The organism is Streptomyces sp. NPDC051322 (assembly GCF_040689485.1).
In the GTDB taxonomy this organism is placed as follows: Bacteria; Actinomycetota; Actinomycetes; order Streptomycetales; family Streptomycetaceae; genus Streptomyces.
Map to the genome: position 1 here is coordinate 64,618 of NZ_JBFBAK010000003.1, position 21,381 is coordinate 85,998.

Below are 21,381 nucleotides of genomic sequence, written 5' to 3' on the forward strand. Positions count from 1 at the left end.
CACAGGACTGCATGCGGGCGTCGAGGTAGGCACTGATGGCCTTGACGGGGACGCGACGGAGGCGGCCGATGGGTACGGTCTGAACGGCTCCGTCGCGGATGAGGGCGTACATGGTGGTGAGCCCGACGCTGAGGCGGCGGGCCGAACAGCCATGAAGTACCGGGACGTGGCCTTGGACCCGCCGTAGGGCCGCTTGTCCTCCCCGACGGTCGGGCACACTGCCGGCAACACGGGAGGGTCACACGGCATGGCAACGAGCGCGCGCTTCACGTTCGACGCCGGAGCGGCAGAGAGCATCCTGCGCGCGGCCTGCACGCAGGCGGGACTGGCCCTCGATGAGGTCGAGATGATGGATGGTGTCCCGCGCGTACTGCGTGCACCGTGCTGACTTCAGGCCCTCGCCCAGCCCCAGCGCGCGCACGGCGATCTCGAAGCCGCAACCGAGGTCGCGTTGGGTCTGCACCATAGCCGCGAAGAAGTCGCTCCGATTGTTGATGCCACCGCGAAGATGAAACTGCCGCCGCGCACAGCGGCTTCGACACAACGGCCAAGGTCACGCAGGCAGTGGCCCGATCTCAGATGCCAACAGGTCCGCCCCGCCCGGCGCTGACCGCCCAACCGCCCCAAGACATCGGGATGCGTCAGGTATGACCTGGCATTTGAAGCAGCGCGCAGGCGGGCCGCCAACCCGGGACTGCGCCAAACGCGAGTGGCCGGCCAGACAACGCCCGGCCGCTCGCAGCGTTAAGCCCGATGAGTGAGGATTCGTATCGTCGCCAGATCTACTGCCGAACCTGGATCAGAGCGTGAGTGCCACTTGTACGCCAGGCCGCGCCTGACCGTTCGAGGACCTCCAACGCCCCCTGCTCCAAACCCACGATGACATCGGACTTCAGGGTGCGGAGCGCCGCGACAGCCCCCGGGAAGTACGCGGTGAGCTCCGCGAACGACACCGTCGCGTCCCACATTCGGTCACCCACAAGGCGGCGGTAGTTGAGGTCGCCCTTCAGGATGGTGACCGTGATGGCCTCGAACTCCTTCCGCAGGTCCTCGGGCATCTCCTCGTACGGCAGCGGAGCGCAGAAGAACGGATGGGTCCGCACTTCCAAGTGGCCTGTCGCCATGGCCTCCCAAAGGCGCCCGCCGATCCTGCCGGCTTCACCGGGCGTCTGGACGAGGAGACGGAGACAATCAACTACGTCCGCCGTCATCGCGTCGGAGACGTAGTACGGGTAGGGCTTTACGTGGAGTACGACCCGTTCAGCGTGCTCGTGCTCAAGTAGGTGGTCGATGAGGATCAAGTCCGGGATCAGCTCTCGTCCCGCGTTGTCCGCCACCACGGCAACGGTGTGCAGCCCTCCGGGAGGCAGGAGCGACCACAGCACAGCCCTGTCGTCGGCGACCAGGCCCGGATCACCGTCGCCGAGGGCCGGCTCCCCCGCCGTGACACGGAAGCCGAGGTCAGCGCGGTTGCCCCAGAGCGAGGCGTGGAGCAGAGCCGTGGACCGCTCGTCGGCCGGCACGTCGGCGAGTGCGTCCAAGGCCCGGAGTTCCTCGTCCACCGCCGCGCTGCGCAGTTCGGCCTGCTTGAAGGAAGCGAAGGGGTCGACTCCCTGCCACGGGCCCGTGCCGAAGTACTCGATGGCGCCGAGGAGCCTGCGGTAGAAGTAGCTTTCGGCCCACAGGAACGGGACATCGAACCACGATCGCCCGAAGTGCTCCCGCCCCCAGTCCGACCACTGCCCGTGATCGTGCTCCGCGGGGGCGAGAGGTTCGACGACACCGTTGGTGATCTCGACCAGCAGGGCATCAAGGGCCTCGTGTTGTCGGCGACCGTACGGGAAGGCGTCTCGTACCTGCTGAATCAGGGCCGGATGGCGTTGGGCCAGGACACCCCAGGCGAACGAGCCGGGTTTGTTGCTCAGGATGACCGGTGCGCCAGTTCCGGCAGCCGGGCGGGAGCCGCGGTCGGCCTCGTCGCCCGCGGTGCGGGAAGAGTTCTCTGTCATGGTGTCCAAGCCCTCCGCTTGTCGCTCATGTGTCCTTGATGTCCAGGGCCACGACCCCCGCCGCGCTGCCGATCAGCACCTCGCCCGTGCCGGGTTCGAAGGCCGCGCAGTGCAGTGACGCGTCCACCCTGACCTTGGCGGTCTGGCGCTGCTCACTGAGCGACCACAGGCGCACCGTCCCGTCTGCCGCGGCCGACACCAAGCGGTCTTCGTCGTTGGCGAAGCCGAGCATCAGGATGCGGCCGGTGTGACCGGAAAGGTGGGAGGTGAATCGGTCACTGTCCAGGACGCCACAGGCGCCTACCGACCGACCATCGACCCGAGCGACTGCGCGGGATTCGACGTGGCGGTCGTCACCGTCCCGACGCCGCTGCGCGACGGTGTGCCGGACCTCTCGCACGTCGAGGACGCGGCGCGGACGCTCGGCCGCCCCCTCACGAGGGAGGCGACCGTCATCCTGGAGTCGACTACGTACCCCGGCACCACTGAGGAAGTCTTCGGTCCACTCCTCGAACGTGCCTCCGGTATGACAGCTGGCCGCGACTTCCACCTCGGCTACAGCCCGGAGCGCATCGATCCCGGGAACCCCGTCTGGAAGCTGGAGAACACCCCAAAAGTCGTCTCGGGCATCGACCCGCCCTCCACCGAGGCGGTCCACTCCTTCTACGCATCCCTCATCGACACAGTCGTCCCCGTCGCCAGTTGCAAGGAGGCGGAGCTGACCAAACTGCTGGAGAACACCTTCCGGCACGTGAACATCGCCCTCGCCAACGAGCTGGCGATCTTCGCCCACGATCTGGGCATCGACGTCTGGGCCGCCATCGACGCAGCATCCACCAAGCCGTTCGGGTTCACGCGCTTCGCCCCCGGGCCAGGAGTCGGAAGCCACTGCCTGCCCGTCGACCCGTCGTACCTGTCGTGGCGAGTCCAACGGGCCCTGGGGCACAACTTCCGTTTTGTCGAGCTGGCGAACGACATCAACAATCACATGCCCGACTACGTGGTCCGTCGCCTCGTAACCGGCCTCAACGAGCGCGGAAAGCCACTCAACGGATGCCGGATCCTGCTGCTCGGTCTGGCGTACAAGGCCAATACCGGAGACGCCCGTGAGACTCCGGCAGCACGTATCGCCGAACTGCTCACCGGTATGGGCGCCGTGGTCCAAGCGGCCGACCCCCATGTGATGGACGAGGTCCACCCCCGCGCCATCGATCTGGAGGACGTCCAGCGAGTCGACGTGACGCCCGACCGTCTCGCGGCGACCGACGCCGTCGTCCTTCTCGCCGACCACGACGCCTTCGACTACCCCCTGATCAGCGCGCACGCCCCGTACATCCTCGACTGCCGCCGCCGGCTCACCGGCGCGCACGTCGACTCTCTCTGAAAGGGAAGCAACGTGAAGATCGTGATCACCGGTGGCGCCGGTTTCATAGGCGGCAACCTGGCCGGAGCCCTGGCCGCGCAACCCCAGATCACCCAGATTCGGGTGATCGACAACCTCTCCACCGGTCACAAGGCGAACCTCGCGGGCCTCGACGTCGACTTCTTCGAGGGCGACATCCAGGACGCAGCCCTTGTGGATCAGGTGATTCGAGGCGCCGATGCCGTCGTCCACCTGGCCGCCCTGCCCTCCGTGCCGCGGTCACTGCGAGACCCCTTGGCCAGTCACCACGCCAACGCGACCGGCACCCTTCAAGTCCTCGACTCCGCACGCCGCGCCGGCGGCCTGCACGTGATCGCTGCCTCGTCGCCCTCCGTCTACGGCGCGAACCCTCACCTGCCGAAACACGAAAGCCTAGCTCCCGCCCCGATGAGCCCGTACGCGGTCACGAAGCTCGCCACGGAGGCGTACCTGAGCGCGTACCACCACAGCTTCGACCTGCCGGTTCTGCCCTTCCGCTTTTTCAACGTCTACGGCCCCGGCCAGCGCGCCGACCACGCCTACGCCGCGGTCATCCCGAAGTGGATCAGCGCCACGCTCGCGGGCCAGCCTGTGACTGTGTTCGGCGACGGCACACAGACACGTGACTTCACCTACGTGGGCACCGTCTGCCGCATCCTCATCGACGCCCTGCTCCACCGGATCGTCGAGCCCCGCCCCGTAAATCTGGCCTTCGGAACCCGCACGTCCCTGCTGGACCTGATCCCCGAGATTCAGGCCGCGACGGGGCGACCCGCCCGCCGGGAACACCGAGTTCCGCGCGCCGGCGACGTCTCCCACTCGCAGGCGGACAGCGCCCGCTTGCGGGGACTGTTCCCGGAGGTGACGCCCGTCCCGATCCGTGAGGGGGTCGACGCAACGGTGGACTGGTTCCACTCAGCGGTCGTGAAGAGGGCGTCAAACTGAGTGGTTTTCGGCGGCGGCTGCAATTGGCTCAGCCGCCGCCGGCGCACCAAGAAGACCGATCCTGGCCCGTGACGGTCACCTCGGCGAGAGATGGTCACGAGTTCGACAGCGCCGCTGTGCCGCCGAGTCGTGTGAACAATTCGCTGTGCCTTGGCATGGGGCGTCCGTAGGGTTCCTGCATGGACGACCCCGTGCTCACCACCCGCGAACTGGTGCGGGATCGGTTTCCCGCCGCCCGGGCAGCCTTTCTCGCTGGCAGCGTGCTGACCGACCGCCGGACGCCCACCTCCGATCTGGACATCGTGGTCCTCTTGGACGGGCCGCCCGCACCTCATCGGGAGAACCTGGTGTACCGCGGCTGGCCGGTGGAGCTGTTCGTGCAGACCCAGGCCGTCTGGCACCGCTTCGCCGATCAGGAGACGCGAAGCGGAGTTCGCCGTTGCTCGCCATGTGTTCCGACGGCATGCTCCTGGTGGACAGGGACGGGCTGGGCGCTTCACTCCAGGCCGAGGCGCGAAAGCGTTGGGCTGCGGGTCCGCCGCCGCTCTCGGACCGTGAGCGGGACTACCAGCGGTACATCCTGACCGACCTGCTCGACGACCTGCGTGGCTGCGCGGACCCTGCCGAGCGGGTGCACTTGGTCGCGCATATGCTGCAGCGCGCGTCGGAGCTGGTCCTGCTGATCGGCGGGCACTGGCTCGGCGGAGGCAAGTGGTTGTCGCGGCGGCTGGCTGCGGCCGACCCCAGGCTGCACCGCGCGCTGACCGAGGCCACCGCGCGGGCGATCGCTGGGGACACGAGCGTCTTCGCCGCAACCGTGACAGAGGTGCTGGACCGAGCCGGCGGCCCGCTGTGGGACGGGTACACCGTCCGATAAGTCGGTGGGGAACGGCTACACCAGGAGCCTGCCCTGTCGCTCGTTCAAGGGGGACCAGTGATGCATGAGCCCACCACACACCGAGCCGTGCCGTCGCACAAGAACACGAACGGGTGACTATTCCACCAATCCCGCCAGCCCGACGCCGGTTGCCGCTCGGCAACGCGGCTGGCTGGACCTGGTTCAGTCGGAGTGAGGGGCCTAGTCGGCCTCTGATCTTCATCGCTCTGGTCGGTATTCGGCCCAGGTCTTGGGCGTCTCAGAGACCCGGACCGCCGTCAGCTCGGGGAATCGCTCGGTCCAGAGGTCGAAGATCCACACGGCGAGATTTTCCGCTGACGGGGAGACACCCCCCCCCATCGCCTCATTCAGGTGCCGGTGATCGATGGTGTCATCCATCCACTTCTTGAACGCCTCGAGCTCGCGGTAGTCGCGGACGAAGCCCACCTCGGTCAGATCCTCACGGCGGGCAGATAGTTCCAACACAACGACGTAGTTGTGGCCGTGCATGCGGGCACATGGGTGCCAGCTCGGCAGCCGGTCGAGGACGTGGCTGGCCGAGAAATGGAACTCCTTGGTGATCGTCAGCATGACGGCACCAGTCTGCCACCGGCTGTCCGTGCCACTCGTCGGCCGTCCGCCCTGGTCACTGGACGACCCCTTCACCCTCGCGGATGGCGTTGTTGAGGGGGACCTGTGTGAGGAAGCGGTCGCGCAGCGAAGTCTCGGTGACGAGGTCCGCCTTGCGGGAGACCTCGTGCCGGGCCCGCTCGAGCAGCGCCTGCGCTTCCTCCCGTGCCCCGCCGGCGGTCAGTACGACGGCGGAGTGGTAGAGGACCTCCTCCGTACTGAGCGCGGGCATGTCCCCGACGTTGTCCAGTATGCGAACAGCCTGGCGTGCCTGCTCCTGAGCCGGAGCCATGGCACCTTGCCGGAGGAGAACGCGGCTGCGCAGGGAATGTGCGGCGATCTCGCTTCGAATCATGCCGCTGCGCTGGGTCTCGGCACAGGTCGCGACCGCCAGGCGGTCTGCCTGTTGGAGGATCTCTGCGGAATCGCCTGCGGCGAGAAGCAGAATCTCGGCGTACAGGTTGCGGACGATGGGAACGAGGTTGGCCAGCCAGGTCCGCTCGGTCTCCGACCATGCGTCGGCGATCAGCTCCAGGGCCTGGACGCGCCGCGGCGGCTGCTGGACGAGGGCACGGGCGAGCAGTGCTGTGTTGTATGCGTGCCAGCCGCTGTCGCCTCCTCGGTCGGCCTCGAAGTCGAGAGCTTCCCGCAGGACCTCTTCGGCATTCCCGTAACCACCGAGCCCCATGTGCACCTGCGCCAGGTAGTTGAGTGCTATGGGCAGTTCGGCCTTCAGCTGCTCGTTGCGCAGCCTGTCGATGCAGCGGGTCAGCCTGATCAGAGCCTCGCTGAGGTGTCCGCTGTCGAAGAGAGTGATCCCGAGCTGCATCTCTCCCAGGTTGCGGGCGTGCTGGAGAACCGGATCGGCAGTGCCTCCGAGACGCGGGTCGGAGGCGTACATGCGCTCCGCTTCCCGCAGCTGTACCAGACCGTCGGCCAGCCGCCGCTTGGACACCTGGCGCCCGTACTCGACTCGGGCCACGAAAAGCGAGACCGGATCACCATGCCGTTCCGCCATCTCCACGGCGGCGCGAAGCTTGTCCAAAGACGGCACCAGGCCCTGGGTAGCGAGCAGGGTCTTGCCACGCAGGAGCATCGTACGGATCGCCAGCTCAGGCGTACCGCAGCGGCCGGCCGCCGCTTCGGCCTCGGCGGCCAGAGTGTCGATGTCGGGTCCGCCGGCAGGCTGGTGCTGGCCCCGCCAGCGCACCTCGGTCAGCGACAGCAGCAGTTCCACGGCCTGGACGAGCCATCGGTCCCGGCTCTCCTCCTGCTCCGGTAGACCCCGGACCGCCTTGATCACTTCTTCACAGTGCCGCTCCGCCTCGGCGAAGGACAGCCCTTCCATCGCCGCGTCCCGAGCCAGCCCGTAGTGGGCCTCGGCCGAGGCGAGCAAGCATTCGGCGCCACCGCTTCGGAGGTGGCGGGCAATCTCCAGTCGGCGTTCCAGCGGCATGCCGTCCAATGGGCCGGTGGTGAGGGCCGCTGCGATACGGGCGTGCCGGGACCGCATCTGCTGAGGGGTCTGCTGGTCGTACACCGCGCCCCACAGGGCGCCATGCTCGAATTGATAACAGTCGGATGCATCCAACCGCGCCCACCGAGGAGGCTCCGCCTGCAGGATCAGCCGGTGCTGAGCGGCGATGAGCCGTAGTCGCTCCATCACTTCGTCGTGCGGCGCTCCCTTGACTTCGGCAACCGTGCGAGACAGGAATGTCTCACCCTGGGCCGCTCCGATCATGAGCAATTCGCGGTCCAGCTCGGCGAGGAGCCGGAGTCGGTCCTCCACCACGCGCGAGAGGCTGCGAGGCAGCTCGACGCTGGCCCCAGCATCTGGCCGCCACTCCTCCAGACAGAGGGTGACGAAGACGGCGTGGCCGGCGGTAAGCCGACTCAGCCGTTCCGACAGAGCCAGCGGAGCATCCGGGTGTCGGACGCGCACCAACTCGGCGACCGCGTCCCGCGGCAGGCCGTCCAGCATCCGCCGTCGCAAGAGCCCGTCCGTCGCCCAGTCGTGCAGCAGATCCTCGACCGCGAATCCTGGACCGTCGGCGTACGCTCCGTCCGTCGCGTGACTGAGCACCACGCCGAGTGGCTCGCCTGGCAGCCGCCGCAGCAAGCGGTCGAGGACCAACAGGCTGCTGGGATCGCTGTATTGAATGTCGTCAACGAGCACAACCGCGGGCGGCCCCTGCCGGACGAGATCCAGCATCGCGTCCACAATCTGCACTGCGGCTCCCTGCTGGAACGGCAGCAGGCTGTCGAACGGCATCGATCCTGAGGCGAGCGACGCTTCCGCGACATCCTTGCCCAAGGTGAACAACGCCCCCAGCCCGGGCACCATCGCGGACAGCAGCTCTGGCGCCGAGCGCACGACGCCCTGACCAGTGAGGTTCAGCAGCCGACGGAAGACGCCAAGTTGCTTGACCTCCTGGCCTTCGGCCAGCTGCAGAAGCAGCTCGACAATTACTCCATAACGCAGCCCCGACCCGATCGACGGCTGACACCGCGCGGATACGACCCGGCAGCCGCCCGGCCCGCGGGACTCGACGACTTCTGCCTCGAACTCGCGCAGCAGCGCTGACTTACCCATGCCCGAGACGCCGTCGACAACGACTGCCCGACCACCACGCCCTGCGGCCACGTCCGCCATCAGCGAGCGCAGCTCGTCCATGTGCTCCACGCGGTCGACAAACCCGGTCCGCACTCCAGTCCCCGTCCGTTCCTGTGGCACGTAACTTCCTTATTGACAGCGTCACTTGTCGCCTACGGTAGATCACGGGCCAGCAAGGCGCTGAGTGACGTGAAAGTTCACCATCGCCTACCTGGCTGAGTTGAAGAGCCGGATCCGGGGGTCTGAAAGGCCCGCACGACCCCGAGATGTCAGTGCCCGCGCATAGCGTTGTCCCTGTCTGGCCCGAGAACAGGGAGCAGGAATGTTCGATCACAACGTGACCTACCCGTGCGCCGTCGCCAGCCACGAACCCGAGGGTGTGAGCGCGGCCATCGACTGGTGCTGTGAGCACATGAAGGACGGCGACACGATCACCGTGTGGACCAGTCTGAGGCGCGACGTGCGTAACTGCTCAGAGTTGGAACAGCTCGTCAACCGACGGTCCAACGTCGAGCACGTCACCGGCAGGGGCGGCGGGTCCATCCGGGGAAACGGTCCCGTGCTCATGGCCTGGCCGGACATGGCGGCCATCGGAGAGCTGGTTCAGTACAGCGGTGACCGCATCCGGGCGCTTTGCGTCATCGCGTGGAACGAAGACGAGATCAGGCCATGGGTGACAACCGCGAGGCCGGCGATCCTGGGTGACGACAGGGCGTGGGAAGAGTTGACGCCCCAGCTTGACCCTGTCGTTGTCGAGGCACTGACGAACATGACGTCAATGGTCAACCTCAACAACACCATCTCGGCAAGCGGTTTCGATAAGGACGTGGTCGTAGGGCACCTTCTTGCACTGCACGACGCCAGCATTCGGATGGACGGTAAGGCCATGCAGGGATGGGTGCTCGCGAATGGGTGGGCTGGTAGGAACCCCGAGCATCTAGCCAAGTACGTGGCGGACATCAACGCAGCCAAACGTCCGCGATGCAGTCCGGTGCTCCGTCCGGACTACCTCGCCAGTCTCCGACGCCAAGCCGCAGATGGCTCGTAGAGCCGCTGCCTTGCTCTCCCATCGCGGAGGGACCGATTAGGCCGCTCAGCTCCTCGGGGCGGACAGCAATGAACTCTGGACCGCGTTCGACCCCACCAATGTCGCTATCCACACGGTCGTCGCTGCCGGCGAGCTCGGTGACCACCAGATCGCAGCCGACCTCGGACAGCGCGTAGACACCAGCGGCCTCCCAGTCGAGCGGCAGGTGCGCCACCATCTCGAAGTCGCCCGAGCTCTCGCGGCCCGTAATCGGGGCGACGAAGCCCTGGAGATCCTGCTCCAGGCGGAGTCCATCGCACCCGAACAGATCCGGCACCACACCATGAGCCGAGAACTGCTCCTCCGCTGGATACGCAACTCCCGAGGTCAGCCTCACAGCAATCTCACTGCGCTCGCCCGACGGCTCCATGTCGTGGCCTGAAGGCATCGGCTGCGGTCGGCTGCGTAATGGATAGGGTGCCCCGCATGGGCCGCAGCGAATTCCTGGCCGGCAAGGCGACACCCCTCATGGCGGCCGGCGCCCTGTTCTTCGACGAGTCCGGACACATGCTGCTGGTCGAGCCGACCTACAAGGACTACCGCGACATCCCTGGCGGGTATGTCGAGCATGGTGAGTCACCGCTCCAGGCGTGCATACGCGAAGTGCGCGAAGAACTCGGCATCACCCCGCCGATCGGGCGGCTCCTCGCGATAGACTGGGCCCCCTCGGAAGCGGAGGGCGACAAGATCCTCTACCTGTTCGACGGCGGAGTCCTGGACCAGGCCAGCTTGAACCGCGTCGTATTCAAGGACGGCGAGATCCGGGCGGTCGCCTTCCACCCGGTCTCCGAGATCGCGAAACTGACCATTCCACGCCTGGCACGCCGGATCGAGCAGGCCGTCCAGGCGCGGCAGCGCGGCGAGACAGTGTACCTGGAGCACGGGGACATCCCCGGGCCGAAACAGCTCAGCTCCTGAAGCTAGGCGTCCAACGGAGTCCCTCCCGCCGAGGCGGATCGAGAGACCAAACCATCACCGACGTGTGCTGGGAAGCAGGGTGAATCACTGGGTCGCCGCCAATGTGGCGGCCGGACGGCACGGCCGACCGAAGCGCGCGCATTTCTGTTCGAACCCTGGGGGGAGCCATCCACCGCACAACAGACGAGGGTGCGCGGGAAACGCGGTGATGGCCGCGACAGCGAAGGCGAGGGACGCCCATGGTGTGTGCACCATCGTCGTCACCTGCTGGCCGCGCGTATTGACGAAACTTGTCAGGAACGCTGCCTCACTCACGAGGTCGATCGTGCTCAGAGCTTTCCAGTCAAGGTCAAGTCCAATCGTGCTGCTCGCGAAATGCAGCTTCTGACAGGTGATCGTTACCTCTCCAGAACCGTCTACCATCCATCGCGGTTGGGCGTCCCGGGCCGCCTGACGCCGCCTGGTGGAATTGCCAACTGCGGAACCCAGAAGGCTTCCGATGACGAATGCGGGATTGCCGACGGCGACCACGCTGTTCTGCTGGTACCGCCCGTTGCCCGAGGCTCGCCAGGTCGAACGCTTACCTCTGCCGACAGCAAGAGCACGATCGTCACGCTCCAGCCGCGCTGTCGTGGCGATCAACGGACGGCGAGCCAGACCGCCTGTGATGAGATCCGCGACGATCTCGCACGAGTGCCATAGATGATCGTCCAGGGATGACCACGCCGGGGCGTTCACGTGCCCTGGTGGCGGCGCGAAGGGGTTGGCCTCTGTCACTCTGGTGGGTCCGTTCCCGAGGCAACTGATCACTTCAGTGTGATCGAGCGTATCCAGAAGGCTCCTCAGCCGGCAGGAAATTGGAGGATCTTGCCACCGTGGCTGATCCTCGTGCTCGGCGATACGAGCGAGCCTTCCCGCACTGGCCCAACAGGGCAGACGAAGGACCCGACCGCCCAGCGGCCGGGACCTTCGTCGTTCCGTGGTCTCAGTTGCCCGGTCCCTGCGGCGGGCAACAGACCCGGCGACCGTCATGGTCATTCAGGAGGGCCAGGCACGTAGCACCTGGTCAGTGTCGTGGTTCGCCGCCGTCTCGTGGCCAAGGCGTGCGGCGCTGAATACTCGCACTCATGCGACCTCTCGCTCCCGTCCTCCACGGTGGTCATGGGCAGGGGGGGCAGTCAATGCGGCGGGGGCTTCGCCGGATGGGTGAGCGAGGCAGATCCGACTGCCTGAACCGCGATTCTCCACCCCCACTGCCACTGCCCCGGAGTAGACCTCCAGGCCACGGCCCGGGTTGCTGGACGCGTGCTGTCAACCTCTGGTCCTTGGCCTCGACGCCGCGCGGACCACCTGCCTGCTCCCGCGCGGCCGAGGGCAGCCCGAAGCGCCATGAGAACAGGGCAGCACACCTCTACCAGGGCCTCTTCGCAGCAGCCATTCACACGTCTTGTAGTGTCGTGGTTTCTGTCCGTGACGCCATGGCCAAACGGGGGCTCGTGTGTCGGTCATCATGGTTGCGGCGGCGATCTACGGAGTGCTGCAACTCGCCGTGCTCGCATCGCCGGTGAGGTCACTGCGGTTGTCGACCGTAGTACTGACGGTCGCCGTCGGCGTATACGGCAGCGGAGTTGTCGCCGCCCTCATCGAACTCGGCTACGCCCATGCCGCAGCATCGAGCGCGGCGCAGCCACTGGTCGAAGCCATGGGACGGGGCAGCTACACCCTCGTCCCCGCGGTGGAGGAACTCGCCAAACTCACGCCGCTACTGCTCGCGGGTCTCAACATCAAGATCCGCTACCAACTCGGCCTGACGGACTACGTGATCCTCGGCGCCGCCACCGGCGCGGGACTCGGCCTGTACGAAGTACTCCTCAGCCACCTCCTCGACGCCCAGCACGCTGCCCCGTATCCGCACGGCGGATGGATGCTGTCCGGGGGCCTGAGTCTCAGCTCCACGTACATACCCGACTGGCACACCGTGCTGACCACCTGGCTCCCGGCCTCGCTGGGCAGCTTGGACCTCAGCTTCACCCAACCCAGCCTGGACACGAACCTCCACCTCGCCTGGGGCGCCATCGGAGCACTCGGCGCCGGGCTGCTCCTGCGCGGCCGGGGCTGGCGACGCCTGCTCGGACTGCTGCCCATCGCCTACGCAATGGGCCACCACACCCTGGTCAACTACACCGGCAGCCGCGACACCCACCCACCAGGCTGGACAACCTCCCTCCTCGGCACAGCCAACGACCTGGTCACCTACGCGCCGTTGATCTGCCTGGCCATCGCCATGGCCCTGGACTTCGCCCAACTGCAGCGCAGCAAACACGCCATGCCCGCCATACTCCTGAACGCGGAACGCACCGGAAACGCAGCCATCGGCCCCCTCTCCACGTTCAGCGCCCGGTGTCTGCCATGGACAGCGCTCATCGCGCTGCGCTTCGCCCGCATGCGCAGATCCCTCCTCTACGCCGCCGGACGCACCGACCCCGAACGCCTCGAAGCACTGCACCAGGCAGTCGCCAACACCGCCACGCGCATCGACGCCGCCAACCACGTCGGCGCCTGGAACACAGAGCGAATACGTGCTCAACTCAAGACGATCCGCCCCAACGTCCCCCGGCGACGTCGCTGGCCACTCCTGGTCATCCCGCTCGTCCTCATGACGCCTTCCCTGCTTTTTCTGGCCATCGGCTCGTTCACCGCGACCAAAGACCTCCAGAAGTACTTCACCACCGCCAACGGACCAGGCGTGCTCATGTGGTTCGGCATAGCTGGACTGGCCTGGGCCCTCATCCAGCTGGCCCTACTGCTCCGCGCTTGGCGCACCACCGCCCGCCAACCTCTGGCAGAGCCCCAAGCCGTGCTGCGGCTACGGGTGTTCACCGCCGTCGGCGCATCCGCCACCACCGGACTTCTCCTCTTCGCCCGATACCACGGCAGCCCATTGGACGAGGACGTCGCCGGCTCTCTCGCAATGCTTCTCGCGGCTCTACAGAATCTTGAGCTGTACGCAGGCATCGCCCTCACCATCCTCGCCCTCGCAGCCCTGATCATGCTCTTCCCACCCGGCGGACTCGCACTCGCCGGCGGCGGAATCCTCGCCGGCGCCGCATCAGTGGAAGCTGCACAAGCCGCCGCACTGGGCGGAGCCGGTATCGCCCTCATGGCACAGGGCGCCCAGAGCAGCAGCGACGGCGAGTCATCCACTTCGGGCTCCAGCGGCAGCCAGCAGCCCAGCACCGAGCCCGACGCCATCGGCGGCCATCGAACCGCATCCGGAATCAGAGAGTGGGCCCAGGAACAAGGATGGACAGAGACGCAGACGGAGAACGGACCACCCAAGTTCACTGATGAGAACGGGGTCGTGCGTGTCACATTGAAGCAAGGCAGTGGCCGCGCACCCGGCAGCGCCGATCCCCATGTAGAGATCAGGAACGCCAACGGCGAACGCATCGACCCCGAGGGGAACCCGGTGACTCGAAAGAGTGTAGGGAACCACACCGCGATAACCTGGGACCTTCCATAAGGAGAAAAATGCTTGACTACCCCAGCCTCGACGGATTCGAGAACGTCTATCTCGAGGACAGTTTCGTGCTGGGCATCACAGCTTCCCCCGCACGCCTAGCGCTGGAACTCGATCTTGTTCTCACCCCCGGCCACCCCGCCTATACAACGCCTGTACCCGGTGAGCAGCACTGTTACGTCAAGGCGACGATTGAGTTCTTGAATGTCCGGCGTCTTGAGTGGACAGAGCAGGGAACTCCTCCTGCCGTGGATGCTTCGGGATCAGTGGACTACGGCGGAGTCGACGCTCTCCATTGGAACGGGGCGGCATTCCACCTGGAAGGCGACTGGGGGAAGGCCGACGTGGAGTCTTCACTGCCGGTCATCCAACTCCATAACTGACCGAGCACCCCAGCTTGTTCCTGTCGGAGATCTTGGAATTTTGGGTGCGGCGGCAAGACCAGCGGGCAAACTCGGGGCCGTTTCGAAGGCCGCGAATGGCGCTCAAGAGAGACGTCGATCACCACAGGGAGGCCACTCGTGGTGGGTGAAACCAAACCAGCCTGGTCTCAGTTCTGGTCTCATTCACGTCCGTCCGGGCCCGTTCAGGAGGTCACACGCGAGGTACTCCACCGCAGGTCAGGACGCTGCCGCACTCCCCCGTACCCCCAGACGAACATTTGGAAAGCGTGTTGGGGGCAACCCCTCACGAGTTCGAATCTCGTATCCTCCGCACCCGCCTGACCAGGCGAAACGAAGAGCCGGACCGCTAATTGCGGCCCGGCTCTTCGGCATGCTCCGGTCTCATTTTTGGTCTCATTTATTTCCGACATGCAGCCCATTTCGCTCGCGCGGTGGGTCACCGTTCTCCCGGCGGCCGGCCCAGGCTGGGACTCCGTGACACACCTGGTAAGGGTGGCAATACCAGGAGTATGGTCTCTTGTATGGCGACGACCAAGAAGGTGACGGTAACGATCCCCGAGGATCTCCTGGACGAGATCCGCGGGGAGGCGGCGGAGCGGGGCTTGTCGGCGTACGTTGCCGAGGCCCTGCGCTTCAAGCGCGACCGCGACCGGCTACGGGAACTGTCCGACTGGCTGCAGGAGGAGCACGGCCCTCTTAGCGAGGCGGAGCGCACGGCAGCGTTCGAGGAACTGGAGGATCTCGACGCCGAGCACGAGCACCGCCGCACCGTCGGCAAGCACGACGCCGGAGAGGCCGCGTGAAGAAGCGGGCCACCGGGCACGGACAGCGGCCTCTGCGCGTCTTCGTACTTGACTGCGAAGCCCTGTCCCTGGCCGTACGAGGCGACCGGAAGATGATCGCCTGGCTCGACCTCGCGGCCCGAGGCGAAGCCGAGGTGGTGACGTCTCCGATGACACTGGTCGAGGCGTACGACGGCAGAACCACCGAGCAGCGCTGGGACTGGGTGCTCTCCAGACTCAAGGTCGCCGACATCGGAAAGGACGAGGCGCGCCAGGCCCGCCGCCTCCTGGCTGACGCCAAGCTGCACGGCCACAAGTACGCGATCGACGCGGTGCTCGCCGTCATCGCACGACAGCAGAAGGGGCAGGTCACCGTCTTCACCTCGGACGTGGACGACCTCGAGCTGCTGGTTCCGGACTCGATCGTCGTCAAGAGGGTATGACCTGGCGCCCCGGCCGGCCTCAGGTCCGCCCAGGGACGCCGGCGAGGAACAAGCACAGCCCTGCCAGCCTCCGGTTAGCCGCTGGGCGCTGCGCGCGGACTTCGTGCCACATGCGGAGCACGTCCCCGAGTCCAGCGAGCAGCGATCAGACCCGAGCCGTGGCCGATAGCGTCGTCACCTTGTGGGCGAAGATCGCAAAGAGGCTCTTTTCTGCTGCAGACAGAGGACCTCCGGTCGGTGATCGTGGCGATGCACGGAGTAACGCTCGCCCCCAGGCCCACTGTGCCGCACGCGACCGACCACGAGGGCCACCCCGCGAGGTGGTTCACCGCAGCACCCCGGGTGGCAGCTGCCGCAGTGTCCGCTAGATGCCCGCTTGAGGCGTCTGAATACCCAGCGAGATATACTTGTTGTACGAGCTGATATCACCGGAGGTACTCGATGAGCCGCACAGTGATCGACCTCGACGACGAACTGCTGGCCGACGTGGCTCAGGCGCTGGGGACCGGCACCAAGAAGGAGACGGTCAACACTGCTCTACGCGAGGTACTCGAGAACCGCCGACGGGCTCTCGCTCTCACTCGGCTGCGGGCCGCAGCGGGCGAGGGTGGCTTCGATCTGGATGTCTTCGAGGACAAGAGGGACTACCGGCGGTGAGCGCGGCGCAGTTCCTGATCGACACCAGCGCGCTCGCCCGATTCTTCCGCGACGACGCCGAACAGTACGGCTGGGATCAGGCAGCCACGGCAGGGCTCATCGCAACCTGCCCCATTACCGAGCTGGAATTCTTCTACAGCGCCCGCTCCGCCGCAGACCGTGCGCGCGGCATCGAGGACATGCGGCTGCTGTTCGGCTGGGCTCGTGTCGATGACCGCGCGTACGAACGCGCCTGGCAAGTTCAGGAGTTGCTGACCCAGCGCGGTCAGCACCGGAGTGCAGGAGCTGTTGACCTCGTCGTTGCCGCCACTGCGGAACTCCAGGGGCTGACCCTCCTGCACCGAGACCACGACTTCGAATGCATCGCCGCCATCACCGGCCAAGCCATGCAGTGGTACGGCCCGGAGGCCGGCAAATGAAAGCGCGCCCGATCTCAGTTCTGGTCTCATTCGCAGGCGTACACCACAGTTCGGCGCGCCTGTAGCCGCCGGCTCCGCCACAGGTCGGCACGCCCGTGACCGTCCCCGAACGCCGGAGCGAACATGTGGAAAGCGTGTTGGGGGCAACCCCTCACGAGTTCGAATCTCGTATCCTCCGCCATGGCTGACCAGCCATGACGAAGGTCCCGACCGCATCGCGGTCGGGGCCTTCGTCGTTGCGTGGTTGCAGTGATAACCAAGGCAAAGGGCGACATTTCCGCCGCGCCTCAACTCACCAGGAATCCGCGTTTTACAAACAACCCAGAAGCCATCCAAAAGGCGTTGAAGATCTACAACGGGATCTACCCATGACCTACAACCTGATTGCTACCGAAACGGCCACCCCTGATCGCCTGGCACCCGCCCTATGCTCCGCCCTTGGCGTAGCAGCCGGGGATGTCGATGTCGCGGATGCCGACGGTGACGCTGACTCGCGCAATTGGGAGGCGCTGGTCCTCTGCGACCACAAGGCGAGCCATGGCGACCTTGCCTGGTCACTGGACATCTACGTTCAAGATCAGTTGACGCAGAGGCCATCGGAGGCGGAGGTGGCGTTGCGGCTCGCTTCCGCCACGGGCGCCGCGGTTCTCTTTCCGGCCGAGTCGGACCCGCCGAGCGCGTACTGGGCCGTTACCCCGGAGGGCCGCTTCACGCGAGCCCGCCTGCTCGTCTCCGACGAGGATCACAGCTACAGCGTCGATGCTGTCGAGGAGTACGTGCCGCAGTTGCCTTCAGCGGCGGTCACGCTCATCCCGGAAGTCGTTTCGGAACTGCCTGTCGCCACACCGCGCAGGGACGCCTTCGTGGCGCAACTGCGGGCTTCTGCAGTCACCGAAGCGCGCTTGCAGGGTCCGGCATCGCCTGATGAGCCGGGCAGCGTTGCGTGGGAGGCGTGGACGGGGTTGGGCGCCTGGGAAAAGCTCGTCAACCACATGGCAAGCGGATGGGAGGGTTCAGGATGGTGCCCTCCTGAGCTGTACCGACGACGCCTTGAGGCCCGGGACGACCTCGCGAACCTTCTCCGGCAACTACCACTGGCTGCAGCAGCGAGCCTCGAGGCAGCCTTGCGGCAGCTGGACGCCACCTTCGCAGCGCTCACCATCGAGGACAACCAGGGGCTGCTCATCCGGCAACTGCTCGGTGAGACGAGGACACACAACGGGCAGGGCTGGTGGTGGCACCGTCATCCCGAACCGCTGCCATGGCGTCGGACGTAATCGCGCCCCGCCATCCAAGCGCGCCAGCACGGCGAGACGGGCTACCTGGAGCACGGAGGCATTCCCGGGCCGTCGCGGCGAGAGCCCGAGCGGGCCGCAGGAAGGGATTGTGCTCGGGAGGTGTCCCGTCAGCCCAGCGATACGCTCGCCGCGCGCAGTTCGTCCAAGGCCGCCAGGACGTACCCGGCGAGCTCGTCCGTGGGGTCACGGTCGCCGTCGGACCATGCGGCGAACCCCCGTTTGAAGGCAAGAACGCCCAGCTCGCCGGCGAGAGCCGCAGTCGGATCGGGCACACCGCGGGCGACCAGGGCGGTTGTCATCGCGGCCGCGAGGCTGACGCGCTTCAGCGCATCGCGCTCCTGCAGTTCGGCGCTGGCGGCGACGGCCGCCTTCAGCCGAGGGGCGAGCTCGCGATTCATGGGGCCCATCGCGGTCGAGGCCCGCTCGAGGCCCGCAGCGACGGCCTCGAGCGGGCGGGCGTTACCGGGTGCCTCGGCGATCCCCTCGGCCAGCAGCCGGCTCAACGTCTCCTGCCCAGCCACCAGCAGCTCGCGCTTATCGGGGAAGTGCCGGAAGAAAGTGCTCTTGGTGACCCCGGCGCGCTCGGCGATCTGCGCGACCGTCGTGGCGTCGTACCCCTGCTCGGTGAACAGATCGACGGCAGCCACGACGAGGCGTTCGCGCGCTCCTGGTTCCCACCGACCCATGGACCCATCTTATGCGAGGGGACTCTTGTCCCATCACCCGGTAGAGTGATGGGACAAGAGTCCCATCACTTGAGGGAGAGTTCCATGCGCGTCTTCGTCACCGGCGGCACCGGTCTGATCGGATCCGCCGTCGTCGCCGAGTTACTCGGCAACGGCCACACCGTCCTCGCACTCACCCGCTCCGACGCGTCCGCGCTGGCAGCCGAAGCAGCCGGCGCCGAGCCGCTCCGAGGAGCTCTCGCCGATCTGGACGTCCTTCGCGCCGGCGTCGCTCAGGCCGACGGGGTGATCCACTTGGCATTCGCCAACGACTTCAGCAGCCCCGACGCCCTCGCAAAGGCGGTCGCCGAGGAGAGCGCCGCCATCGCGGCCGTCGGCGAGGAACTCGTCGGCAGCGACCGCCCGTTCGTCACCGTTTCCGGTACGCCCCAGGTGCCGGGCCGTGCTTCCACCGAGGCCGACCCGGCGGCCACCGACGGGCCGGTCGGTGGCCGTGGTCTCGCGGTCACGGCTGCCCTCGGCCTGGCCTCGCGCGGGGTCCGGAGCGCGGCCGTACGCCTGCCGCGCACGGTCCACAACGAGGGCACGGGCGGGTTCGCCGGTTTGCTGACCGAATTCGCACGCCGGACCGGCGTGTCCGGTTACCCGGGCGACGGCGCACAGCGTTGGCCGGCCGTGCACGCGCTCGACGCGGCAGTCCTCTTCCGGCTCGCCCTGGAGCTGGCGCCGGCCGGTAGCTCCTGGCACGCCGTGGCCGACGAGGGAGACAAGGTGCGTGACATCGCCGCGGTCATCGGCCGACGGCTGAGCCTGCCGGTCGAGTCGGTGCCACGGGAGACCTACGGCCCGCTCGGTCAGATCTTCGCGAACGACCAGCCCTCGTCCAGCGCCCACACCCGGCAGGCATTCGGCTGGGAGCCGAAGCACCCCGGTCTTCTGGAGGACCTGGAGAACATCCAGCCCTGACCAGCGGGGGTCGCACTACGATCACCGGTCATGGACTGGCTGGAGCGCACCGCGAAGCTGAGGCAGTGGACCCGGAGCGGGACACGCGCTCCGCACAAGCCGCTGCTGTTCCTGTACGCCCTCGGCCGGTTCCAGCAGGATGCCGATGGCGAGCTGCGGTACGGCGCGGTGGAGGAGGATCTGAAGCAGCTGTTGGCCGAATACGGTCCTTCCAACAGGACGACGCCCGCGTATCCGTTCCACCACCTGGTGAGCGACGGGGTGTGGGAGGTACGCACCGATCGCGGACCAGGCAGCCCCGGCAGCCGGGTGCGGGAGTTGCGGGCGGCGGGAGCCGCCGGGCAACTGGCGCCGGAACTGCGGTTGGCGCTACGACGGGAACCGTCGCTGCTCGGGCGGGTGGCACGGGTGCTGCTCGACCTGAACTTCCCGCCCTCGCTCCACGGCGAGCTGTGCGAAGCCGTCGGCCTGGAGCTGGAGCCGGCGGAGACCGCAGGTCTCTCGGCCGTGCGGCGGCAGCGGGACCGGCGGATGCGGGAACTGGTGCTGACGGCCTATGAATACCGGTGCGCCTTCTGCGGCTACGACGGCAGCATCGGAGCGGTACCGGTGGGATTGGAGGCCGCGCACGTGCGTTGGTGGGCCTTCGACGGCCCCGACGACGTCGACAACGGGCTGTGTCTTTGCTCGCTGCACCACAAGCTCTTCGACAAGGGCGTCCTCGGCCTCGGCGAGGGCCACCGCATCCTGGTCTCGCAGAGCTTCGTCGGTCGCAGCAACGCCGCCCGCCGGCACGTCATAGCACTGGCGGGCCGTCCACTCGTCGGTCCCCAGCCGGGCAGCCGCCGCATTGCCGCGGCCCACCGCTCATGGCACACGAGCCAGGTCTTCCACGGCGTCCCGCGTCCGGCGCCGGTGAGCTGACTTCGCTTCTGCGGGCGCCCGTTCAGAGTCGCCCGGCGGCGTCCCGGACGACGACGAACGGTGCGCGGGCCGTGGCGCCGTCGGGCAGGAGCCAGCCCGCCGTGACGTGCCCCAGGTCCGGTGAGGTGCGGGCGGACGCCGGTGGCTGCGCGGCGGCGGAGAGCGCGCGACGTACCCGGACGGTCAGGTGTCCGGACGGGACCGCCGGGCTCGCGGTGGGCACGACGAGGTCGGTGACGCCCGGACCATGGGTCACGTCCGTCGGAACGGCCTTCGACGTGAGGCCCTCCCCGGTGAAGGCGCCGGTGACGGACGGGTCGGCGACATGGCTCTCGCTCTGCGCCTGGGGCACGGCCTCGCCGAGCAGGAGGGCGAACAACTGAGCCACGACCACCGGGTCGTGGACGCCGTCGTACACCCACCGCCGTCCCAGCACGCCGTGCTCCGAGGTGCCGATCAGTGCGTGCTCGGCTCCCTCGAGCGGTGCACCGCGGTAGCTGAGCGGCACGAAGTACGCGATCTGCTGTGCGCCGGACGTATCGGTGACCACCATGAGCTCGACTCCGACCTCGCCCTGCGGGTCATCCAGCCGGAAGCCGCCGGCCCTGGCGAGTTCCGGCTTGCTTCCGCCGCCGAGGTACCAGGGCTGCTCGGGCAGCCACGGCGTGAGGAGTTCCAGCTTCGTGGGCTTGAGCGTGGTGCGGTGGATGACGGCCATGTCTCGGCTCCTCTGCGGTGGGCTGCGCCCAGCCTGTCACCCACTCGGATGCGCGGCCCCGGCGCCTCCCGTGGTCCCGGCG

22 protein-coding genes and 1 pseudogene are annotated in these 21,381 nt (G+C 67.2%); 15 read left to right on the plus strand and 8 right to left on the minus strand.

All coding sequences use genetic code 11. From position 1 onward, the window contains the following. Window positions 1-238 precede the first annotated feature (238 nt). The 3 genes from AB0436_RS08460 to AB0436_RS08470 all read right to left on the minus strand — a co-directional run bounded on the left by AB0436_RS08460 (window position 239) and on the right by AB0436_RS08470 (window position 2,208). Window positions 239-466 carry a hypothetical protein gene (locus AB0436_RS08460; protein ID WP_366466965.1) on the minus strand — a complete coding sequence of 76 codons (228 nt, stop codon included), beginning with the start codon at window positions 464-466 and terminating at the stop codon, window positions 239-241. A 316-nt stretch (window positions 467-782) separates the two neighbouring features. Further along, window positions 783-2,009 carry a damage-control phosphatase ARMT1 family protein gene (locus tag AB0436_RS08465; RefSeq protein ID WP_366466966.1) on the minus strand — a complete coding sequence of 409 codons (1,227 nt, stop codon included), beginning with the start codon at window positions 2,007-2,009 and terminating at the stop codon, window positions 783-785. 25 nt (window positions 2,010-2,034) lie between these two features. Continuing rightward, window positions 2,035-2,208 carry a hypothetical protein gene (locus tag AB0436_RS08470; RefSeq protein ID WP_366466967.1) on the minus strand — a complete coding sequence of 58 codons (174 nt, stop codon included), beginning with the start codon at window positions 2,206-2,208 and terminating at the stop codon, window positions 2,035-2,037. Window positions 2,209-2,256: 48 nt separating this feature from the next. Here AB0436_RS08470 and AB0436_RS08475 point away from each other — a divergent pair, with 48 nt between their 5' ends. The 3 genes and pseudogenes from AB0436_RS08475 (at window position 2,257) to AB0436_RS08485 (ending at window position 5,233) form a co-directional block, all read left to right on the plus strand. Then, entirely contained in the window at window positions 2,257-3,393 is a 1,137-nt protein-coding gene (locus AB0436_RS08475) for a nucleotide sugar dehydrogenase (RefSeq protein WP_366466968.1), read from the plus strand. Between the two features lie 12 nt (window positions 3,394-3,405). Then, on the plus strand, window positions 3,406-4,356 hold the full coding sequence (locus tag AB0436_RS08480) for an NAD-dependent epimerase/dehydratase family protein (RefSeq protein WP_366466969.1): 951 nt from the start codon (window positions 3,406-3,408) through the stop codon (window positions 4,354-4,356). 179 nt (window positions 4,357-4,535) lie between these two features. Beyond that, window positions 4,536-5,233: pseudogene (locus AB0436_RS08485) on the plus strand (nucleotidyltransferase domain-containing protein). Window positions 5,234-5,452: 219 nt separating this feature from the next. Here the strand turns inward: AB0436_RS08485 and AB0436_RS08490 are convergent. After that, a complete protein-coding gene (locus AB0436_RS08490) occupies window positions 5,453-5,824 on the minus strand; it encodes a 6-carboxytetrahydropterin synthase (RefSeq protein ID WP_366466970.1) in 372 nt (123 codons plus the stop codon). Window positions 5,825-5,879: 55 nt separating this feature from the next. Further along, window positions 5,880-8,597 carry an AAA family ATPase gene (locus AB0436_RS08495; RefSeq protein WP_366466971.1) on the minus strand — a complete coding sequence of 906 codons (2,718 nt, stop codon included), beginning with the start codon at window positions 8,595-8,597 and terminating at the stop codon, window positions 5,880-5,882. A gap of 202 nt (window positions 8,598-8,799) precedes the next feature. On the opposite strand from AB0436_RS08495, the gene AB0436_RS08500 reads away from it, so the two are divergent. The 3 genes from AB0436_RS08500 (at window position 8,800) to AB0436_RS08510 (ending at window position 10,482) form a co-directional block, all read left to right on the plus strand. Beyond that, window positions 8,800-9,525 carry a hypothetical protein gene (locus AB0436_RS08500; RefSeq protein ID WP_366466972.1) on the plus strand — a complete coding sequence of 242 codons (726 nt, stop codon included), beginning with the start codon at window positions 8,800-8,802 and terminating at the stop codon, window positions 9,523-9,525. A 205-nt stretch (window positions 9,526-9,730) separates the two neighbouring features. Next, window positions 9,731-9,946 (plus strand): hypothetical protein, encoded by a 216-nt coding sequence (locus AB0436_RS08505; RefSeq protein WP_366466973.1) that lies wholly within the window; start codon window positions 9,731-9,733, stop codon window positions 9,944-9,946. Window positions 9,947-9,990: 44 nt separating this feature from the next. After that, window positions 9,991-10,482 carry an NUDIX hydrolase gene (locus tag AB0436_RS08510; RefSeq protein ID WP_366466974.1) on the plus strand — a complete coding sequence of 164 codons (492 nt, stop codon included), beginning with the start codon at window positions 9,991-9,993 and terminating at the stop codon, window positions 10,480-10,482. Between the two features lie 84 nt (window positions 10,483-10,566). On the opposite strand, the gene AB0436_RS08515 is transcribed toward AB0436_RS08510, so the two are convergent. Next, complete coding sequence (locus AB0436_RS08515; protein ID WP_366466975.1) at window positions 10,567-11,259, minus strand: hypothetical protein; 693 nt, start codon at window positions 11,257-11,259, stop codon at window positions 10,567-10,569. A 721-nt stretch (window positions 11,260-11,980) separates the two neighbouring features. On the opposite strand from AB0436_RS08515, the gene AB0436_RS08520 reads away from it, so the two are divergent. The 7 genes from AB0436_RS08520 (at window position 11,981) to AB0436_RS08550 (ending at window position 17,984) form a co-directional block, all read left to right on the plus strand. Next, window positions 11,981-14,005, plus strand: a complete 2,025-nt coding sequence (locus AB0436_RS08520; RefSeq protein WP_366466976.1) for a hypothetical protein — start codon at window positions 11,981-11,983, stop codon at window positions 14,003-14,005. Window positions 14,006-14,013: 8 nt separating this feature from the next. Further along, window positions 14,014-14,385, plus strand: coding sequence for a hypothetical protein (locus AB0436_RS08525; RefSeq protein WP_366466977.1), 372 nt, complete (start codon window positions 14,014-14,016; stop codon window positions 14,383-14,385). Window positions 14,386-14,927: 542 nt separating this feature from the next. Next, window positions 14,928-15,209 (plus strand): CopG family transcriptional regulator, encoded by a 282-nt coding sequence (locus tag AB0436_RS08530; protein WP_366466978.1) that lies wholly within the window; start codon window positions 14,928-14,930, stop codon window positions 15,207-15,209. Beyond that, window positions 15,206-15,631 (plus strand): PIN domain-containing protein, encoded by a 426-nt coding sequence (locus AB0436_RS08535; protein WP_366466979.1) that lies wholly within the window; start codon window positions 15,206-15,208, stop codon window positions 15,629-15,631. The genes AB0436_RS08530 and AB0436_RS08535 overlap by 4 nt, the downstream gene beginning before the upstream one ends. Window positions 15,632-16,072: 441 nt before the next feature. Then, window positions 16,073-16,288, plus strand: a complete 216-nt coding sequence (locus AB0436_RS08540) for a type II toxin-antitoxin system VapB family antitoxin (protein ID WP_099173112.1) — start codon at window positions 16,073-16,075, stop codon at window positions 16,286-16,288. Then, a complete protein-coding gene (locus AB0436_RS08545) occupies window positions 16,285-16,707 on the plus strand; it encodes a PIN domain nuclease (protein ID WP_366466980.1) in 423 nt (140 codons plus the stop codon). Before AB0436_RS08540 ends, AB0436_RS08545 begins: the two co-directional genes overlap by 4 nt. 368 nt (window positions 16,708-17,075) lie before the next feature. Continuing rightward, window positions 17,076-17,984, plus strand: coding sequence for a hypothetical protein (locus tag AB0436_RS08550; RefSeq protein ID WP_366466981.1), 909 nt, complete (start codon window positions 17,076-17,078; stop codon window positions 17,982-17,984). 128 nt (window positions 17,985-18,112) lie between these two features. On the opposite strand, the gene AB0436_RS08555 is transcribed toward AB0436_RS08550, so the two are convergent. Continuing rightward, on the minus strand, window positions 18,113-18,691 hold the full coding sequence (locus AB0436_RS08555) for a helix-turn-helix domain-containing protein (protein ID WP_366466982.1): 579 nt from the start codon (window positions 18,689-18,691) through the stop codon (window positions 18,113-18,115). An 84-nt stretch (window positions 18,692-18,775) separates the two neighbouring features. Here AB0436_RS08555 and AB0436_RS08560 point away from each other — a divergent pair, with 84 nt between their 5' ends. Both AB0436_RS08560 and AB0436_RS08565 read left to right on the plus strand, forming a co-directional pair. Beyond that, on the plus strand, window positions 18,776-19,657 hold the full coding sequence (locus AB0436_RS08560) for an SDR family oxidoreductase (protein WP_366466983.1): 882 nt from the start codon (window positions 18,776-18,778) through the stop codon (window positions 19,655-19,657). Between the two features lie 30 nt (window positions 19,658-19,687). Further along, a complete protein-coding gene (locus AB0436_RS08565; RefSeq protein ID WP_366466984.1) occupies window positions 19,688-20,581 on the plus strand; it encodes a phosphorothioated DNA-binding restriction endonuclease in 894 nt (297 codons plus the stop codon). A gap of 22 nt (window positions 20,582-20,603) precedes the next feature. Here AB0436_RS08565 and AB0436_RS08570 read toward each other — a convergent pair whose 3' ends face one another. Beyond that, on the minus strand, window positions 20,604-21,299 hold the full coding sequence (locus tag AB0436_RS08570) for a 1,4-alpha-glucan branching protein (protein WP_366466986.1): 696 nt from the start codon (window positions 21,297-21,299) through the stop codon (window positions 20,604-20,606). Window positions 21,300-21,381: the final 82 nt, after the last annotated feature.

Bases quoted from the DNA above. Each gene is read 5' to 3' on its own strand.
- AB0436_RS08460 (WP_366466965.1), bottom strand. From the start codon at position 466: ATGGTGCAGACCCAACGCGACCTCGGTTGCGGCTTCGAGATCGCCGTG.
- AB0436_RS08465 (WP_366466966.1), bottom strand. From the start codon at position 2,009: ATGACAGAGAACTCTTCCCGCACCGCGGGCGACGAGGCCGACCGCGGC.
- AB0436_RS08490 (WP_366466970.1), bottom strand. From the start codon at position 5,824: ATGCTGACGATCACCAAGGAGTTCCATTTCTCGGCCAGCCACGTCCTC.
- AB0436_RS08500 (WP_366466972.1), top strand. From the start codon at position 8,800: ATGTTCGATCACAACGTGACCTACCCGTGCGCCGTCGCCAGCCACGAA.
- AB0436_RS08510 (WP_366466974.1), top strand. From the start codon at position 9,991: ATGGGCCGCAGCGAATTCCTGGCCGGCAAGGCGACACCCCTCATGGCG.
- AB0436_RS08525 (WP_366466977.1), top strand. From the start codon at position 14,014: ATGCTTGACTACCCCAGCCTCGACGGATTCGAGAACGTCTATCTCGAG.
- AB0436_RS08530 (WP_366466978.1), top strand. From the start codon at position 14,928: ATGGCGACGACCAAGAAGGTGACGGTAACGATCCCCGAGGATCTCCTG.
- AB0436_RS08540 (WP_099173112.1), top strand. From the start codon at position 16,073: ATGAGCCGCACAGTGATCGACCTCGACGACGAACTGCTGGCCGACGTG.
- AB0436_RS08550 (WP_366466981.1), top strand. From the start codon at position 17,076: ATGACCTACAACCTGATTGCTACCGAAACGGCCACCCCTGATCGCCTG.
- AB0436_RS08555 (WP_366466982.1), bottom strand. From the start codon at position 18,691: ATGGGTCGGTGGGAACCAGGAGCGCGCGAACGCCTCGTCGTGGCTGCC.
- AB0436_RS08560 (WP_366466983.1), top strand. From the start codon at position 18,776: ATGCGCGTCTTCGTCACCGGCGGCACCGGTCTGATCGGATCCGCCGTC.
- AB0436_RS08565 (WP_366466984.1), top strand. From the start codon at position 19,688: ATGGACTGGCTGGAGCGCACCGCGAAGCTGAGGCAGTGGACCCGGAGC.
- AB0436_RS08570 (WP_366466986.1), bottom strand. From the start codon at position 21,299: ATGGCCGTCATCCACCGCACCACGCTCAAGCCCACGAAGCTGGAACTC.